At 41.0% G+C, this 17569-nt stretch carries 10 protein-coding genes; 4 read left to right on the top strand and 6 right to left on the bottom strand.

Going from position 1 to position 17569, the window contains the following annotated elements; translation table 11 throughout:
* The first annotated feature begins 48 nt into the window (after positions 1-48).
* Both HWQ39_RS02920 and HWQ39_RS02915 read left to right on the top strand, forming a co-directional pair.
* On the top strand, positions 49-477 hold the full coding sequence (locus HWQ39_RS02920; RefSeq protein WP_292841313.1) for an AIM24 family protein: 429 nt from the start codon (positions 49-51) through the stop codon (positions 475-477).
* 18 nt (positions 478-495) lie between these two features.
* A complete protein-coding gene (locus HWQ39_RS02915; protein WP_292841307.1) occupies positions 496-684 on the top strand; it encodes a hypothetical protein in 189 nt (62 codons plus the stop codon).
* A gap of 164 nt (positions 685-848) precedes the next feature.
* Here the strand turns inward: HWQ39_RS02915 and HWQ39_RS02910 are convergent, their stop codons facing one another.
* Entirely contained in the window at positions 849-5645 is a 4797-nt protein-coding gene (locus tag HWQ39_RS02910; protein WP_292841304.1) for a hypothetical protein, read from the bottom strand.
* 49 nt (positions 5646-5694) lie between these two features.
* Between HWQ39_RS02910 and HWQ39_RS02905 the strand changes: the two genes are divergently transcribed.
* A complete protein-coding gene (locus tag HWQ39_RS02905; protein ID WP_292841301.1) occupies positions 5695-6225 on the top strand; it encodes a hypothetical protein in 531 nt (176 codons plus the stop codon).
* 357 nt (positions 6226-6582) lie between these two features.
* On the opposite strand, the gene HWQ39_RS02900 is transcribed toward HWQ39_RS02905, so the two are convergent.
* The 5 genes from HWQ39_RS02900 to HWQ39_RS02880 are packed head-to-tail and all read right to left on the bottom strand — an operon-like array spanning position 6583 to position 10206.
* Positions 6583-7287 (bottom strand): hypothetical protein, encoded by a 705-nt coding sequence (locus HWQ39_RS02900; RefSeq protein ID WP_292841299.1) that lies wholly within the window; start codon positions 7285-7287, stop codon positions 6583-6585.
* A gap of 40 nt (positions 7288-7327) precedes the next feature.
* On the bottom strand, positions 7328-7846 hold the full coding sequence (locus tag HWQ39_RS02895; protein WP_292841297.1) for a hypothetical protein: 519 nt from the start codon (positions 7844-7846) through the stop codon (positions 7328-7330).
* Positions 7762-8613 (bottom strand): hypothetical protein, encoded by an 852-nt coding sequence (locus tag HWQ39_RS02890; protein WP_292841295.1) that lies wholly within the window; start codon positions 8611-8613, stop codon positions 7762-7764. The genes HWQ39_RS02895 and HWQ39_RS02890 overlap by 85 nt, the downstream gene beginning before the upstream one ends.
* A gap of 12 nt (positions 8614-8625) precedes the next feature.
* On the bottom strand, positions 8626-9069 hold the full coding sequence (locus HWQ39_RS02885) for a hypothetical protein (RefSeq protein WP_292841293.1): 444 nt from the start codon (positions 9067-9069) through the stop codon (positions 8626-8628).
* 30 nt (positions 9070-9099) lie between these two features.
* Positions 9100-10206, bottom strand: a complete 1107-nt coding sequence (locus HWQ39_RS02880; protein WP_292841310.1) for a ParM/StbA family protein — start codon at positions 10204-10206, stop codon at positions 9100-9102.
* Between the two features lie 729 nt (positions 10207-10935).
* Between HWQ39_RS02880 and mobF the strand changes: the two genes are divergently transcribed.
* Positions 10936-17514: a MobF family relaxase gene (gene mobF / locus HWQ39_RS02875; protein WP_292841290.1), complete on the top strand. Its 6579-nt coding sequence runs from the start codon at positions 10936-10938 to the stop codon at positions 17512-17514.
* Positions 17515-17569: the final 55 nt, after the last annotated feature.

The following is a 17569-nucleotide window of genomic DNA, read 5'->3' as shown; positions in this document are numbered from 1 at the left end:
CTAGCTTAGTTATGTACGGGCTGTTTACCGTGATTCACTAAGCAACGAATCGCACAGCATCATATTTTACTGTGGAAACATCCGAATGTTCGCCTCGGTATCAAAGGTTTAAAAGGGGCAGCCAAGCGTTTCTTTGCCGGACTGCAAATTTTTATCAGTGAAGCACATGGGCCAGGGAATATTGCTTTCTCTCGTGAGGCTCCAGGACAGATTGTAGTGCTGCAATTAGAGCGTGGACAGACAGTGGACGTGCGCGAACATCAGTTTTTATTAGCTACGAGTAATATTGAGTACAGTTTCTTTTTTCAGCGAGGACTGGCGAACCTTTTTTTCAGCCGCAGTGGCGGCTTATTCATTGATCGCTTCATTGGTCAGCAACAGGGAGGGCTGCTTTTAATCCACGGTTACGGTAATGTCTTTGAAAAGTACCTCGCTCCAGGAGAGATGTTAGATGTAGAACCAGGGGCATGGTTGTGAAAAGACTCATCTGTGAAGATGGAAACCGTAACTGCACTACAATCTAGTGGCGGCATCTTCGGAGCTATTGGGGTGATGCTTGGCGGCATTTCATTCACTCTTAACCGCTTCACTGGCCCTGGTCGCTTAGGATTGCAGTCTATGACTTATCACCCTCCTATCTCTGAGGGACAAACTCAAGTTGGTGGCAGCGCTAATCTCGGTTAAAGCTTTTTGCTCTGGAGTCAATGCTCCCATACAAGGTACGAAAAGCAATCTGAATTCAGAAGGACTGAATAGTTAAAGAATCAGGAGAACATTTGATGAATAAATATACCAATCATTCTAGATTCCTAATCAATTCTGGCTCTTGGGTGCTGAATTCTTACAATCTATCTTTGTAAGTCTATTTGTTGTGCTTGAGATTTAGCTAATATTTTATCAATTTGAGTATTAGCATCCTCAAAAGTTTGTAATATCTGTGGAGTTAGGTTATTAGTCTGTACTCTCCCTGATTGCAAGTTTAAAATTACCTCCCCATTTTTCTGCAAAATAGTTAAATCCCTCTGCTGGGTATTGAAAGCCAAGTCATAAATCTTTCCTTGGACTTGAGTACCATTTTCATCAGACTTACCCCAGACCATGCCAATCCTTTGAGCAATTTGAGTCAACCGACTGATGGAATCAAGCTCAAATGTATCTTGATTCATTACTGTCAACGCTTGGACTGATAATTGCTCACCAGCTTTAAACCCATAAGCCACTTCTACAATGCGTTTTTTGTAATTCTCCGACTTCCCTAACTTATCTGCGGCATTGTACCAATTTCTCAAGTCATCAATAGTAACTGTCGGGTATTTCTCTACATCTAAAGGTTGGGTTTTCACGTTATTACTAATGTCTGGTGTAAAAGGAGTAGTGGAGAGTAATAGAGTTGATTGGTTAGGTGGGGATTGTGCTGTTTGTTCTAGTGGTTTCAAAAACTGCGGTCGTGTGGCGAGGGAATTAACCCTTTGTTGATACTCACTATCCGTTTCAATCACAGCCCCAAATTTCTTGGACATGCTCTCTAAAGTTTTGGCAGGGATGGAGCTATCAACCAAGTTAAATACAGCTAGACCTTTTTTAGTTTCCCTGATAACATCTTCTGTTGGTACTTGCTCCCATTCAACTTTTTGAGCAGTTAACCATTTAGTTACAGTCTCAGCTTTCTGGTTGTCAACAGCCAAGCCCATGACTCCAAGTTTTTTGTTTGATTGGGTAGAAAATAAGAAAGTAGGACGCTCTTTAATATGATGTAGAATTTTCGCACTACTCTCAATCATATACAGTTGTTGAGGGTTAACTGATTGAGTCCCAAAAGCCTGAAATTCCTTCGTCCATTTCTGGGGATATTCAACGGTATTAGGGTCTATTTGAGCGCAAATAACAGAAAAATTACTTTCAATAATAGCGGGTGCTGGGGTAAGTTGTCCGGTTTTGAGTAGCCCAAGTTGTCTGAGCGCGTCTTTGTCTTTCTTGAAATGTAATACCCCCAAGGCTTCACCATTCAAAAACACAGCATCTCTAGTTTTAGAAGCTGAGGTTTCGATAGTCAGTTTTCGGTAATCTTGATCATTGAATGTCTGACCAGAAAAATCATAAAAGTTAATTTTATTAATTTTGAGGAGATTTCCATTAGGAGACTCACCCAGCACAAAAGCTTGATCTCCTGTCTCAGAGATTGACGTGAGCTTTAATTTTAGGGGATTACCATTTTTCAGGTAATCAATTTGTTTCAACTGTTGGACAGAATCACTGTCTAAATCACCCAGAGTTTTCCCATCAAGTTTGATTTTTACTGTTTTGTCAGTCACTGGCACAGTGCCAAATTCTAAGTTGACCGATTCGGCGTTAAAAACAAGTCCTGCATAAGAGAAGTTCTTGAGTTCACGGATAGTAATTTCAACCGGCTCGTTTCCTGGTAGTCCAATAGTTGCTTTGGCAGTCGCGGGTTCCACGCCAACGAAACTAGCTTGTCCCTTTGTGCCAATAGGTAACATTCCAGTCCTGGTTTCGAGCATGGCGAATTCCTTATATTCGCTGTCAGTATCCTGGACAAACATTAGTCTGGAAACGTGGCGTTCATGCCCCGGTGGGTGGTGACTAGCTCTGATTTCTATCAGGTGCTTTTCGTCTGGGTTCCACTTTCTATCCAAAAATTGATTTGCCTCATTCAAAAGTGTGACTAACTTCGGTTCGGTAAATTGCAGTTGCTCCAGGCGGGAGATAATTTCATTGGGGAAAGCAGCAAAGGCGAAGTTAGATACTTTTTTAGCGATCGCTTGGGGGTTTGCATTTTCTTTTCTTGCAACTTCGAGTTCATCCTGGCGGGATGCACAGATGTTCCAAGCGGCGGCGGATAGAGCAAGTTTTTCTGACTCTGGGATCTTCGCATAAAATGCGAGAGCCGCCTCTTGTGCCTTGTCGAAAAGTAATTTAGTTTGGCTTCTAGTAAGTTCTGGTTTTAGTTCTAGGAGTTTAGCTCCCTGCGTGGTCATCCCCGCCTTGAGGTTGTGGTCAGTCACAGATTGTTGGCTAACTGTCCCCAGGTTGCGGTAAGCGGGTTTTCCATCTGACCCAATCTCACCATCTATCTGTGCAACTGCTAATAATCGGTTAGGGCGTTCAAAACTTCTGAATTTCTCTAAAATTTCATCTAGGCGAATGTTCAACGTCTGGGCTTTCCAGATTAAGGGATGCCCGTAACGGGTGAGATTGGTAATTTCGAGTTTCGCCCCTTGTGGAGTTTGGACAATTGCGGATGGCCCTTTGTCAGTTTCACGCCGTTGGGACATCCGAACCGCAGCGTTGAATTTCAGATCAAACTCGTACTTGGCGGCGATCGCTGCAAATTTTTGCTGTGGTGTAAATTCTACTCCTTTGAATAAGTCTTTAAACTGGACGATGGGGCGCGATTCTAACTGTGATTCTTGGAAATATTTATTGGTTTGGCTAATTAATAATTCTACTGGTGAGTAGCCCTTTGGTGTTATCCCCGTGTTTAAATAAACTGAAGGCGACTTTTTATCTTTAATATAATTAACATCACGATACAAGTAGCGGCTGTTTTCCCGGATTTTATCCATCTCAGGTTTTTTAGCACTTTTGAATAAATCAACCGCTATTTGGTTTTGATAACATCCTTCTTCAATCATGCTCCGGTACATTTGACGGTTAATGTCCATTGCTTGCTGGATAATTTCGGGAGTTCTTTGAGAATGAGCAATTTCAACAACCCCTTGCATATAAAGCTTGTATTCTTCTCGAATTAACTTTGGCTCTTTCTGGCGTTCTTGTTCAAACAGGGTTTCGTAATGGTTAGAAACTTGGTCTAGATAATTTGATTTCTGCTCAAAAGTACCGTAAGTCTTTAGTACCTCAATTTCTGATTCTAATGCCTCCAGTGCCGTCACTTGATTGTTGATTATGCCCACGCTAATGCTATCGCTCATGTGGATAGCTATCTCTTCAAATGGGGGCTGGCTTCCATCGCTAGGATCATAAAATGACTGTTTTTTGAGCTTAACCGTGGGCGAATAGGCGTTTTGGGGGAGATTTCTTCGCTCTGCCTCTGCTGTTAAATTAGGATATAAGCCGGCTCGTGCTACACCAATACAATCACCATCGTAGTCTCGTGCTTGGCGTTCTGATTCGGTTTCTGCTGGGTCGATAAAATCAACATCAACCAAGAGTGCTTCTAACTCTGTAATTCTTTGCTGTATGCGCTTGTGGTCTTCGTCATTGACTACAATTATGCCTTTGAGGTCTTTACCATCTGGCCCGAGTCGATCTTTAACGTGCTTGTTAGCAGACACACACAATCCGTTAGAATTTAGAAAAGGAGAACGGAAGTTAAGAATTTTCTCTTCATTCTTTTCCCATGAAACACAAATTTCACCATTTTTTAAATCTTTGGATGGAATAATCATCCCTCGGTCAAAAGTAAGCGTTTTCCCCAAAGCGATATCTCGCCATTGGCTCTGTAAAAACCGACTTAATTCCTGTTTAACTTTTTCCGTTTCTAGTAATTGTTGATGACCAAGTAAGTCAGTTTTGATGAGTTTGTACATGAACAAGTCATCTTTAGTACTCTCGTCATCTAATTCCTCATCTGTATCTAAATCGTCATTTGTCCCTAAGTTTTTAACATCTGGTTCCAGGTTTGTGACTTCTCCTATTTTTAATTTACTTTGGTTCAATGATTCTTTGCGTTTTTCGTATTTTTCACAATAGTAAGCAGCAACAATTCTAGGGTCATCTTGAATAGAAACTAGTTTTTCAGCTTGTAGCTCTAATTCTTCGGCAAAATCTTTAATTCCTTGGGGGAAAGATGCTAATAGTTGGGAGATAGACATCTGACCTTGCTGAGATTGCCCTTTTTCGGCTAACCAAATATCTTGCTGATACAACCCTGGCTTAATTTGAGGTTTAGTGGGGCCTTCTGGTCTATCCTTATCTGTTCCCTTAAAACTGCTTACAGGGAGAATTATATCGATTTTTGGTTTGCTATTTGGATCTGCATATTTGATTTCGTCTAGCCTGTATGGTCGTAGTGTTCCTTTGCCAAAACGGTATTTAGTAGTATCCTCTCCAACTCCATCCACCCAACCAAATCGATGCTGAATTACACGATAGCTTTTATCTGCAAGGGATTCTCTTAAGGTTACTTTGTCATAAAGTTGTGTTGAAATCTGCCCATAACAGTCACCAACTAATTTATATGCCAAATCATTCGATAATATCCCTCCATTTTCACCAGCCTTTTCAGTAGAATCATTTACTACCAGAATGCTTAACTTTTCGTGAATTGCATTTTTACAAGCCCCAAGGAAGATTGAACCATAAGCCCCACGGTCTTTACTATCTGGACAAATTTTTTGAATCGTTTCTAAACATTCTTTATCTCCATAAAGTAAACGGGTCTTGGAAGATAGCAATAAAATCTGTCCATCTGGATGATTCTTTAACTCTTCGGCAGTACTGTATTCATCTGAGTGTCCAAACGAGAATTCTTTGCCAGGAAAGTAAAACTCTAATAAGGTATTACTGAGCTTTTCAGTTAAAATTGATGGAGAACTAGTTTTGTTATCGTCTATATAGATCCACTGATTTAAACGAGGGTCAAAATGCTTTAATTCTAAAGCCATAACTGTTAAGTGAATTGATGAAAATTAATCAATTTTTGAGGAGATTTATATGTCAAGAATTAAGCGTTGGATAAATATGCACAAGGATGAGTTCCATCCAGATGGCAGCTTGAAAAATGAAGCTCGACAAGAAATGTTATCTGTGGGAATGAGTAACGAGGCGATTGATGATTATGCCTCTAGGCTAAAAGCAAGATACGACGAGTGGAAGCACTTAGACGAGACTGATCCAGAGCCGTGGCCAATCTACACAGCCTACGATTTCTTTACTGAACAAGAAAAAAAGGAATTTAACCCTGACGGCTCTCTCAGACCTGAATATGTAGAGTACGCTCGGCAAATTGGCATCAGTGAAAGTGCCCTGGAACAGCAGGAGTGGCGTAAGAAAAACGAAGTCGAGAATTATAATGCTGTGTCTGCCGATCATGCAGAACAAGGTATTAACTTTGGTGAAGAACGGATGAAAGAAAGGATTGAAGACAGTAGAACCTACGTTCAACGCCTCCGCCAAATGGAACAGGACTTGCAGAACTTCGAGCCGGAAGATAGCTTGCCTTTTGATAAAAACACCTCCTATTAGAGTAGGTGAAGTTGCGCTGTAAGACCGTTTTTATCCATCAAATACAGTGATTTTACCTGAATATATGAAAAAAAGCGATGCCTACGGCGGCTACGCATCGTAAAGTAAAGCAGCGATCGCAGACAGATATAGCAGATGATGAAACCGACCTACCTGAACTAACCTAGAACGCAATTGTTTATATCGCTGTTTGTTGGTCATCAGTCGAACGCACTGCCAGAGAGATCGCTATTATAATACTGAAATTCCGTTATTTGTAGTGCATAAATACTAGATTACATCCCGAAAATTAGTGTAATGAGGAAGGACAAAATACATCAGATGGTAAGAAAACTGCTCCCCGCATGATTGAATTAATCAATTTAATTCTGCTAAGACTTTTTGCATTTCTTGTTCTACAAAATTGATCTGTTTATCATTGGGAGGTAAAATGCGTTTGAATATCTCCATTGCCGCTTGGTAATACCCAAGTGCTTCTTGGTTGCTAGATAATTGTTGAAGACAATTACCTATTTTTTGCAATGTTCGAGCCTTATCAAATTCAATAGGCTTGATGGGTTTGAGCAATAGTGAAATATCATAGCTTGCGCTTGCTTGCTGATAATTATCAAGCGCCTGTCTATATTGTGACAAATAAGAGTGTGAATCAGCTATTGTATTGAATACACCAGCTTTAAGTGCATGACTACAATAGTCATTTGGAGCAAACTTTAGCACACTATCGTAAATAGTAACAGCCTGTTGGTAGGTAACGAATGCTTCTGTGTATTGTTTCTGGCTAAACTGTTGCTGTGCTAATCTTTCTACGAGCATCCCCAAATAACTGATATTCAGGTCATCATTGGGAGTTTGCTCAAACGCAGTTTTATAAGTGGCTATCGCTTGCTTTAAGGTATCGATTGCATATTTATGGTGGTCAAGACACCAGTGTAGCTGGGATAATTTTTCTAGAGCCATACCCAAGTGCCTAAGAGTCTTAAAGTCATTAGGAGTAAACTTGAGGGCAGTTTCATAGATTGCAATCGCCTGTTGATAAGTTTCTAACGTCTCTTGCTCCTGCATAAAACTAATCCGCTACTGAATATTAAGGTTTACTAATTAATTACTTGTGCCGTTTAGGTTTATTCTTATTACGTTCATACTCAGCAATAATATCCTTGGTCTGCTGTGGAAGAATCACACTTTTATTGTTAAATCGCATTTGATATACCAAATAACAGGGACTTTTGGGATCAGGACAGGAAAGATTTGTTGGCAGATTAATGATTGTTACTCCTGCAAAAGTCGCAGAAGCTAACATGGCAGAGCCAAAAAAGAAAATACCAGAGCGGCCAGAACCGACCCAACCACCGAGCCAAAAAACAAGTCCTTTGAACTGTTCAAAGCGTTTTTGACGAAGTTTTTGACGTTCTAGTTGTGCTTCGTTCCATGCCTGTATTTTTTCCAGCTTGTGGGCAGCTAATTTATTGGCTTTAGCATCGGAGGCTTTTTCGACTTGAATATCAATAGTGCGTTCTTTGGCTGCAATTTCTTGTTTTAATCGGTATTCGTTCCATTCTCTAATGCGTTGGGCGACAGCATCGGCGTGGGCGAAGAAGATGGTAAGGGTGTCGTCTCCCAAGTCACTCCAGATAACTGTAGCCTCTGCTGCTTTTTTTCGGCGATTCTCGCCATGATTCTTTCTTCTAATTGAGCGAAGAGGTTATTTTCAGAATCGCTCTGTTGTAATTTCAGTGCAACATTTTTAAGGTAAAGTGATTGAACTAACTCTGGGGCTTCTTCAGCCTGAGCAGCAGTAATTTTATCAATCAAGCTAGATAAATTTTCTCTTGCCGCTACAGCTTTTTCACTAACATTCTCAATCACTGCATCTAATTTTAATTGTTGAGAATTTTCGCTTTTACCTAGAGTTGTTAAGCTGGCTGCAACTTCTTCAAAGGATTTGTTTTGCTCTTTTATTGATTTGTAGGTTTCAAGAAAGCGTTCGCACTCATCTGGGCTATACTCATCTTGCTCAGATAGTCCGCAGACTTGGAGAATTATTAAAGCCTGAGAAAGTGCGATTTTATAGCCTCTTTCACGAGCAATAACTAGTAATTCAGTAATATCTAATGGTAATTGGGCTTTCTTCCCTTGTTTTTTCCCCCCATTCTTCGTTGACGACGAGGAATTGCCCTGAGTTTCTGACAGTGCATCGTCAACAACTGGAGATAATAGAGCCATTACTTCTTCATCATTTCCACCCTGCTCAATTAAGGTGCGACATTCACGAAACCTGTCTGCATCATTCTCGGTATATGACTCTTTTTCAGGTATCCCACTCAAGCGTAAAGTCCGGCTAATTTCGGATGGTGAGAGGTTGTTAAAAAGTTCTTGTGGTTGATACATAATCATGAATTCCTATTTAGATAAAGTTGAAAAAGGATTTAACCAGTCAACTTTTAACTGTCTTTGTTCTGCTGCGGGAATCTTAGATGGTTCTGTTGCGGGAATCTTAGATGGTTCTGTTGCGGGAATATTGGATGGAAGGGAAAGTGATGAAAGTGAATTTCTGTCTATTGCAATCATCGTGGCTGCCTGAGACGGGATTTCTCCCAGCAGTCCCATCAGATATGAAGAGTGAAGTTGAAGGCGGTAAAGACAAGCACGAATGTGTGGTTCTAAATCTACGGGTTGCTCTTGGGCTTGATAGGCTAAAGGAAGCCAATAGCTGCTAATAGCAATTATCACCATATCTTTCGCAGGATAAAGAGTATTTCTCGAGTTTAAATACTTAAACAGCATTGCTTCGGGGCTATCAGTCTTAACTCTACTTCGTAAGCGAAACTCAACATCTGAAAACATTGCTAATATTCCTTTAAAACGAGCAAATTACTAGGACGCACGATGGTTTGAAATAGCTGATGTAGCGTTTTGATAACGGAATAATCCGTATACATCCGTGAAACGTAAGCACAACGCATCTTTTTTAATCGGCAGGTTAAAAGCCAAGCGCACATCCTCTTCTAATTCTGCCGCCCATGAAATCTCGGTATAAGTAAATAAGTTTTTCAACTCAGTAACTAAATATTCCGATGTTCCCCCACCAATAATTACTTGCTGAATATCAACAGGAATATTCATACTCAGCCAAATAGATACTTTATTCCAGTATTCTTTTCGAGATAACTCCGCTACTTCAACAATTTGTGCTACTTCCTCAGCTTTAAACTCAGCATTCTTACTCCGAGCCAAGGTGTTAAAGTATCTCGGTTTTAACGCTGAACCTGATAGATGAACAGCCTTTAACAAATCATGTAAGTTCTGTCCTGATGTTCGGCTTTTGATTCTCTCCAGCATCCAGGCTAAACCCAAACCTTCTGTTTTTCCAGTTGATATACCCCGCTCAAAGATTACGGCTGATATATCCCGAAAACCCAGCATCACCACAGCAATGTTCACTTTATTAAAGTCTGTGCCGAGTTTTTTACTTCGCGTCAATACCAGTCCCCCACCCTCCGGCAAACACTGAAAGCTGATCAGATTTACACAAAATTGTTGACCTCGAAAGCTAAAGCTAGACAGTGCCTTGGTTAAACCCATCTCCAATCTTTCCCTGTCTTCCCACTCCCCATAAGGCAACAGCAGTCCCAACGATAAATCAAGGTTGGACTTCAATCCTTCTCTAATCGCTATTGCCCCCACTGCTGCTAAAGTTTTTGGAATCGCGTTCTCATACTTGAGTTCTAAAAAATTGATTCGCGCTTCAAAATACTTTTGGGCCAAAAACCCAACCGCATAATACTCTCCGTTGTACTCTATCCAAGCCTCATTCTCTGGATTCGGCCGATTAATTTGCCCAGACTCATATAAAGAGAGCGAGTCTCTAGAAATCTTAACTAACTCTGGCTCCATACACAGCAATTCTGGTTTACAAGACATCTCCAAGGAAACACGATAAACCATCTTCGTCATTGAAGTTCCTGGATCAAGGCTCAACATTAAATCCACAAAAAATTTCCCCTATTTTTCACTCTTTATCAAGAATTATTCCTAAAAGGCTAAAGCGCATATACCGTAATGATTTCAGCATTTGTAAATAAAAGTTATGAAACATTACAATTGCACTTTTATTTCACTGATTTGTGCATTTTCTGGAAAATTGCCTAAGTTTCCAATCCTCACCAATCCTCACTAATTCTCATCAATTTATCCCAATATATCCCAATGTCCCACTCCACAAATTCAAATTCATCGCTGATGTTATTACATATTAAACATCATCTAATAACCAATTATCATTAGCTTAATAAAACCCAATATTTCCCGGAAGTTCCCGGAAGTTCTCGGAAGTCACCCGATTTATTCCCATGTTCTCCTACTAATTTTAAACATGATTTAGAGGGCGCAAGCCTTGTAATCCATCTTTTTCTGACGCACAGTACGCCATATTTGGCGGAAAGAATGCTCGATTTTTTGCTATATTAAATGACAGGAGAGTTGGGGAAATAAAATTTTGTTTTGGTCAAAGTCTCACGAAAAAAATTTCATTAGTCATCAAGCACCACGAAGTTTGATGACGGGGATTGATTTTGACCTCAATACTTATTGCAAAGGTGATTATCTTGCAATAAGAAAAAATAATCAGAATTTTTTGAAAAGAGTTTGTTGCACCAACAGATGGAATAGAACAAGGATTAACTTTTGTAAACCCCATCCCAGAGGTGAGCCATGCTGACAGCTGCTAACGTTTCTTCAGAGATGGCGGTGAACTACTTCGTCAAAAACTACTACCACCAAGGGAAGTCGCTTTGGAGTGGTCAAGGTGCTTTAAAATTGGGTTTGTCAGGGGCAATCGATGATGAAGAAGCTTTTAAAAATGTGATCTCAGGGCGTTCACCCCAGGGTCGTGAGCAATTAAATGCCAGGGCCTTGAAGCCCGACGAACGCAGAGCCGCATTAGACTGTACATTTTCTGCGCCCAAAAGTGTAAGCTTGATGGCCTTGGTGGGCGGGGATACTCGTTTGATTGATGCTCACCATCAGGCGCTAAAAGAAACTCTGGAGCTAATAGAGCAGCGTTATGCCTATACCAGAGTGACAGATAATAGCGGCAGACATAGAGTTAAGACTGGTAACTTGGTCGTCGCGCAGTTCGATCACATCGAAAGTCGGGATTTAGACCCACATCTGCACACCCATTGTTTGCTGATGAACATGACCCAAACTCCAGATGGTAGGTGGTTAAGTTTGGGTAATAACGAGATATTCGCCAATAAGAAATTCTTGGGAATGGCATACCAAAGCTCTCTGGCGCGTGAGGTGCAGAAGCTTGGCTACGAGATAGAGCTTCGTTTACATGGGCAGTTTGATATAAAAGGCTTTAAATTCGAGGATTTAGAGACATTTTCTAAGCGGCGACAGCAAATCATCGCCTCATCTGGTGCTAATTCGACTTGGGCCGAACGTGAAAAAATTTGGGATGATACCCGCCAGCGCAAGCAGAAACTACCAGAATCAGAATTAGTTGCATTGTGGAAAGAAGAAGCTGCGGCGTTAGGTATCACGTTTGTCAAGCCAGGAGAACCAAGAAAAGAACAGGCTCCTCTTGTGGTTGAGCAAAAAAGTCTGATTGATGCGTTAGATGATGCGATCGCACATTGCAGTGAGAGAAATGTCGCTTTTAGACAAGAGGATTTAGAAAAATTCATCCTAGAGTCACGTTTAGCTACGGATGTAACAGCAACAGCAGCCCTGATTAGAGAGCATCAGGAGTTAATCGCTCTACCAGGATTGACCGACCAATTTACGACGATGACATCGGTGAGACGGGAGTTGGCGACGATTGAGTTGATGCAGCAAGGTGTTGGAAAAGTAGTCCCAATAACTAATAGAGAAGTAGTTGAAAGCCTGTTGGAGAAAAGCTTGCTCAATGCCGGACAGCGCCAAGCCGTAGAATTAGCTGCCCTTACCCAAGACCAATTTGTTGCATGGCAGGGGGTAGCTGGTGCTGGGAAAACTTTTGCCCTCAAGGAATTAAAAGCGATCGCACTCTTCCTTGGCTATACAATCAAAGCTTTTGCCCCTTCATCAATGGCGGCTAAAGTGTTAAGTGAGGAGCTAGGTATACAAGGCGAGACTGTAGCCAGTTTATTGGTGTCTGAGCCAGCACCCCGACTTGAATTAAATCAGATTTGGATTGTGGATGAGGCAGGTTTACTTAGTGCCAAAGATGCTCATGCCCTATTAGAAAGAGCGACCCTTGAGGGAGCAAGACTATTACTAGTTGGCGATACCAAGCAATTATCGGCTGTCGAAGCTGGAAGCCCATTCAAATCCTTGCAACAAGCTGGCATCAAGACCGCGCACTTAAACCAATCAAATAGGCAGCGTAACCCGGATCTCAAGATTGCAGTAGACCTAATTGCAGACGGGAGAGTAGAAGCGGGATTTAAGCAACTAGAGACAATAGGCAGTATTCAAGAGGTATCACCCGATACTATAAGAGAGATAATTGCTGCTGACTATATAGGATTAACGAAAGAGCAACGAGCGCGAACATTGGTACTGGCTGGCACAAATGTAGAGAAGTTGGCACTTACCCAGGCAATCCGAGGCAAGCTAAAGCAGGAGGGGAGTTTAGGGGCAACTGCAAACATTACCCAGTTGCAAGCTCTAAACTTGACCAAAGTGCAGCTGCGCTATACCCATAACTTTGAACTAGGTAATGTCGTAATGCCAACGCGCAACTACAAACGCCGGGGTTTAGAGAAAGCTTTGCTGTATGAAGTCGTCGGCAAGAACACCGACCGATTAATTTTGAAAGCAGACGATGGAAAACAGTTAGAAGTAGATGCCAATTTTGACAAAGCTGTTTACCAACGTGAGCAAATTGAGATTGCTGTAGGCGATCGCTTGCAATGGAAGAAAAATGACCGCCAATTACAAAGGCGCAATGGTCAAGAATTTGTAGTTACGGCGATTGAGGGAGATTCCGCCCAAATTCAGTATTTAGATAGCAATCGAACTGAAACTATTAACCTTAAACAGGCGCAAAACCTGGACTATGCCCTTGTCAGCACAATCTATAGTAGCCAAGGTAAAACCACTGACAAGGCCTTGATTGCGGCAGATCACACCATTGGGCAAGAGAGTTTTTATGTGGCGATTAGTCGAGCTAGGCACAACGTCAAACTTTATACTAAAGACAAATCAGAATTGCTGCAACTGGCGCAAGAGTCTAAAGCCAAAGATAACGCTTTAGAATTGCTGATGAATTCCTTAAAAATGGAACGAATTCAGGCGAAAACTACCTCGGTCAGTCCAAGAGCTAATCAGCCAATAGTAAAACTTGAAGTAGCAATAGCAGAGCCTGTACTGAAAGCTCAACCGCTAGTTTCAGAACAAGTTTCCTTACCAGTTAGTCGGCCAGTTCCATTAGTTACGACGAGTTTAGAAACTGTAGCCAAACCCACTCCCAAAGAGAAACATAGAGATGATAGAAAGTCTCCTGTTTTTGAAAAACCAGTATTAAAAACTGCTGCCCCAACAGAAGCATTTTGGATACCTCAAAAATCAGAAGAAGTACCCAATTTTATTGAACCAAAGCACTGGCAAGAGTTTGAAAATAGCGCCATTCACCCGGACATTGCGGCAAAAAACTTTTCAAGTCTTCAGTTCAACTATGCAGGTGGTGAGCATGAGGCTTGGGAAAGACTCATGGTTAGTGAAAAACTTAATCGTACAAATACCGGGAGGTTAACGGAGGGATTAATTAGAGCATATTCTCATCTTGATGCTGGCGGTTGGTGGTGTGATGCTGGAGTTGATGCGCGAACATTTGCTGATTTAACACCAGGTGATAAACCTGCGATTAAAAGATGGGGATGTTACAAGCCGAACACACCTAGACCCAAAAAAGATGAGGAGAACCAGGTAATTGAAGGGAAATTCATTAAATATGAGCATCCCCCAAAGGTTGAATTAAGTATATTCTTGCTTAATGTCCCTGAAGATATTGCCAAACGCATCTACTCCAAACACAATGTGAACCCCACGCAACAGGAGCGCAAATCGGGGTTTTGGTATTGTGTGTGGAAATATAATATCCCCTGTGCGATCGCAGAAGGAGCTAAAAAAGCAGCCAGCCTGTTGAGTCAGGGTCATGCTGCCATTGGGCTACCTGGGATTTCATCGGGATACCGAACTCCCAAAGATGAGTTTGGCAAAAAAATCGGTAAGTCTTACCTACATGAGGAATTAGCGGTTTTCGCCACACAAGGGAGAGTTTTCAAGTTCTGCTTTGACTACGAAACCAAGCCTGAAACTAAACTCCATATCGAGCGAGATATTTCCGTGACTGGAAGATTGTTACAAGAAGCTGGAGCAAGAGTAAAAGTTGTCAGCTTGCCAGGGCCTTCTAAAGGTGTTGATGATTTCATAGTCGCAAGTGGGCCACTAGCTTACGAGAAATTGAGCCATGAAGCAAAGCGTTTAAGAGACTGGCAACAGCAGAATCAACGCTTCTTGAATGCGGCTTTTCCATCTCCGCCTCATCTGACACCAGAACAACGTTCTATACAACTTGAGGGAACAGGCAACAGGGAACGGGCAACAGGGAATGACAAATTGGATCTCTTACCAACACACAGGGAAGAGGAAATAGAAAAAACTGTTGCCTGTTCCCCATTGCCTGTTCCCTATCTTTTACAAAATAAACCACAGGTACAAACCCATGACTTTAACCAACGACAACAACCTAACTCAGATACAGTTCCTAACCGAGAAGATAGAGCAATTGACCCAGAAAATCGAGCAGTTACAAACCAACAGCCAGCAATTAACCCAGAAAATCGAGTTCTTAGAAACGAGCCAAGCCGAGAACCTAATCGAAATGAGCGCGAATCAGTCGAACTTCTTGCAGCAATTAACCGAGATGCTGAACTCGAAAAAGTCTTCGAGCATGGAGACGATATTGCAGGAATTAACCAAAGCTCTACAGATGATGGGCTTCGAGGTCAACGAACAGAGAAACTCTCAAGACAAATTAACGGACAAGATTCAACAATTTTTAATAGAGAAGCAAATTATGTCCATTCTTCACAACCAGCCACCAGACAACTCTTAAATACAATCTCTGATTATATTGAGCAATCAGCTATCGAGTCTGCTTTAACCCAAACAATATTAGGGCTAACAGAACAACTTTCTCAATCTCATCAACAACTTCTTGCTGCTAAAAGTACATTCAATGACTTTGAAACAGCCTTGACGGCTGAGTTACAATCTCATGCAGAGAAGAGAGCCATTCTGTCAATCTCTGATTATATTGAACAATCAACTATCGAGTCTGCTTTAGCCCAAGCAGTATTAGGATTGACAGAACAACTTTCTCAGTCTCATCAACAACTTCTTGCATCTAAGACTACATTCAATGACTTTGAAACAGTATTGACGGCTGAGTTGCAATCTCATGCACAAAACAAAGCCATTCTGTCAATCTCTGATTATATTGAGCAATCAGCTGTCGAGTCTGCTTTAACCCAAACAATATTAGGATTAACAGAGCAACTTTCTCAATCTCATCAACAACTTCTTGCATCTAAGACTACATTCAGTGACTTTGAAACAGCCTTGACTCAAGAGTTACAATTACATGCAGAGAAGAAAGCCATTCTGTCAATCTCTGATTATATTGAGCAATCAGCTATCGAGTCTGCTTTAACTCAAACAATATTAGGCTTAACAGAGCAACTTTCTCGATCTCATCAGCAGTTAGTTGAAGCTCAAACTGTATTTAATGACTTTGATGAAGCGGTTACGGCTGAGTTGCAATCTCATGCAGAGAAAAAAGCCATTCTGTCAATCTCTGATTATATTGAGCAATCAGCTGTCGAGTCTGCTTTAACCCAAGCAGTATTAGGATTGACAGAACAACTTTCTCAATCTCATCAACAACTTCTTGCTGCTAAAAGTACATTCAATGACTTTGAAACAGCCTTGACGGCTGAGTTACAATCTCATGCAGAGAAGAGAGCCATTCTGTCAATCTCTGATTATATTGAACAATCAGCTATCGAATCTGCTTTAACCCAAGCAGTATTAGGATTGACAGAGCAACTTTCTCAGTCTCATCAACAACTCCTTGCATCTAAGACTACATTCAATGACTTTGAAACAGCCTTGACGGCTGAGTTACAATCTCATGCAGAGAAGAAAGCCATTCTGTCAATCTCTGATTATATTGAGCAATCATCTGTCGAGTCTGCTTTAACCCAAGCAGTATTAGGATTGACAGAACAACTTTCTCAATCTCATCAACAACTTCTTGCTGCTAAAAGTACATTCAATGACTTTGAAACAGCCTTGACGGCTGAGTTACAATCTCATGCAGAGAAGAGAGCCATTCTGTCAATCTCTGATTATATTGAACAATCAACTATCGAGTCTGCTTTAGCCCAAGCAGTATTAAGATTGACAGAACAACTTTCTCAGTCTCATCAACAACTTCTTGCTGCTAAAAGTATATTCAATGACTTTGAAACAGCCTTGACGGCTGAGTTACAATCTCATGCAGAGAAGAGAGCCATTCTGTCAATCTCTGATTATATTGAACAATCAACTATCGAGTCTGCTTTAGCCCAAGCAGTATTAGGATTGACAGAACAACTTTCTCAGTCTCACCAACAACTTGTTGCATCTAAGACTACATTCAATGACTTTGATGAGGCGGTTACGGCTGAGTTGCAATCTCATGCACAAAACAAAGCTATTCTGTCAATCTCTGATTATATTGAGCAATCAACTGTCGAGTCTGCTTTAACCCAAGCAGTATTAGGATTGACAGAACAACTTTCTCAATCTCATCAACAACTTGTTACTGCTAAAAGTACATTCAGTGACTTTGAAACAGCCTTGACTCAAGAGTTAAAATCTCATGTAGAGAAGAAAGCTATTTTATCCACCTCTAACTCTGTTGAGCAATCAGCTACTGAGTCAACCTTAGCTAAAACATTACTAGCAGAATTAAAGTTGCATCTCAAACAGATGATTCAGGGTTTAGATATTGAAAGATTGGCAGAAGTAGTTATGGAAGTAGGAAAATATGTCAAAGGTGAAAAGGTAACAGGAGCAAAGGTCAGCGAGTTATTTACGAGTGTTACAACTGATGCAAAAGTGTTGACTTTTGAGGAGAAAATGAACATCGTTAGGCAACTGATTAGAGATGACAAACCATCGATTCTGAAGAGATTGAAAATAAACCCTCAACAATCAGATGATAACGGGGAGCATCTACAGTTTCGACGCTAACTTATCAGTTATCAATTATCAGGTATCAGATATTTCCATTAATTCATTCATAGGT

Origin of the sequence: Nostoc sp. NMS8 (assembly GCF_017115045.1) — a bacterium.
Lineage (GTDB): Bacteria > Cyanobacteriota > Cyanobacteriia > Cyanobacteriales > Nostocaceae > Nostoc.
This window is presented reverse-complemented; position numbering and strand designations above follow the sequence as displayed.

Excerpts from the sequence above, each read along its gene's own strand:
- HWQ39_RS02915 (WP_292841307.1), top strand. The coding sequence starts at position 496 with ATGGAAACCGTAACTGCACTACAATCTAGTGGCGGCATCTTCGGAGCT.
- HWQ39_RS02910 (WP_292841304.1), bottom strand. The coding sequence starts at position 5,645 with ATGGCTTTAGAATTAAAGCATTTTGACCCTCGTTTAAATCAGTGGATC.
- HWQ39_RS02905 (WP_292841301.1), top strand. The coding sequence starts at position 5,695 with ATGTCAAGAATTAAGCGTTGGATAAATATGCACAAGGATGAGTTCCAT.
- HWQ39_RS02900 (WP_292841299.1), bottom strand. The coding sequence starts at position 7,287 with ATGCAGGAGCAAGAGACGTTAGAAACTTATCAACAGGCGATTGCAATC.
- HWQ39_RS02890 (WP_292841295.1), bottom strand. The coding sequence starts at position 8,613 with ATGTATCAACCACAAGAACTTTTTAACAACCTCTCACCATCCGAAATT.
- HWQ39_RS02885 (WP_292841293.1), bottom strand. The coding sequence starts at position 9,069 with ATGTTTTCAGATGTTGAGTTTCGCTTACGAAGTAGAGTTAAGACTGAT.
- HWQ39_RS02880 (WP_292841310.1), bottom strand. The coding sequence starts at position 10,206 with ATGTTGAGCCTTGATCCAGGAACTTCAATGACGAAGATGGTTTATCGT.
- mobF (WP_292841290.1), top strand. The coding sequence starts at position 10,936 with ATGCTGACAGCTGCTAACGTTTCTTCAGAGATGGCGGTGAACTACTTC.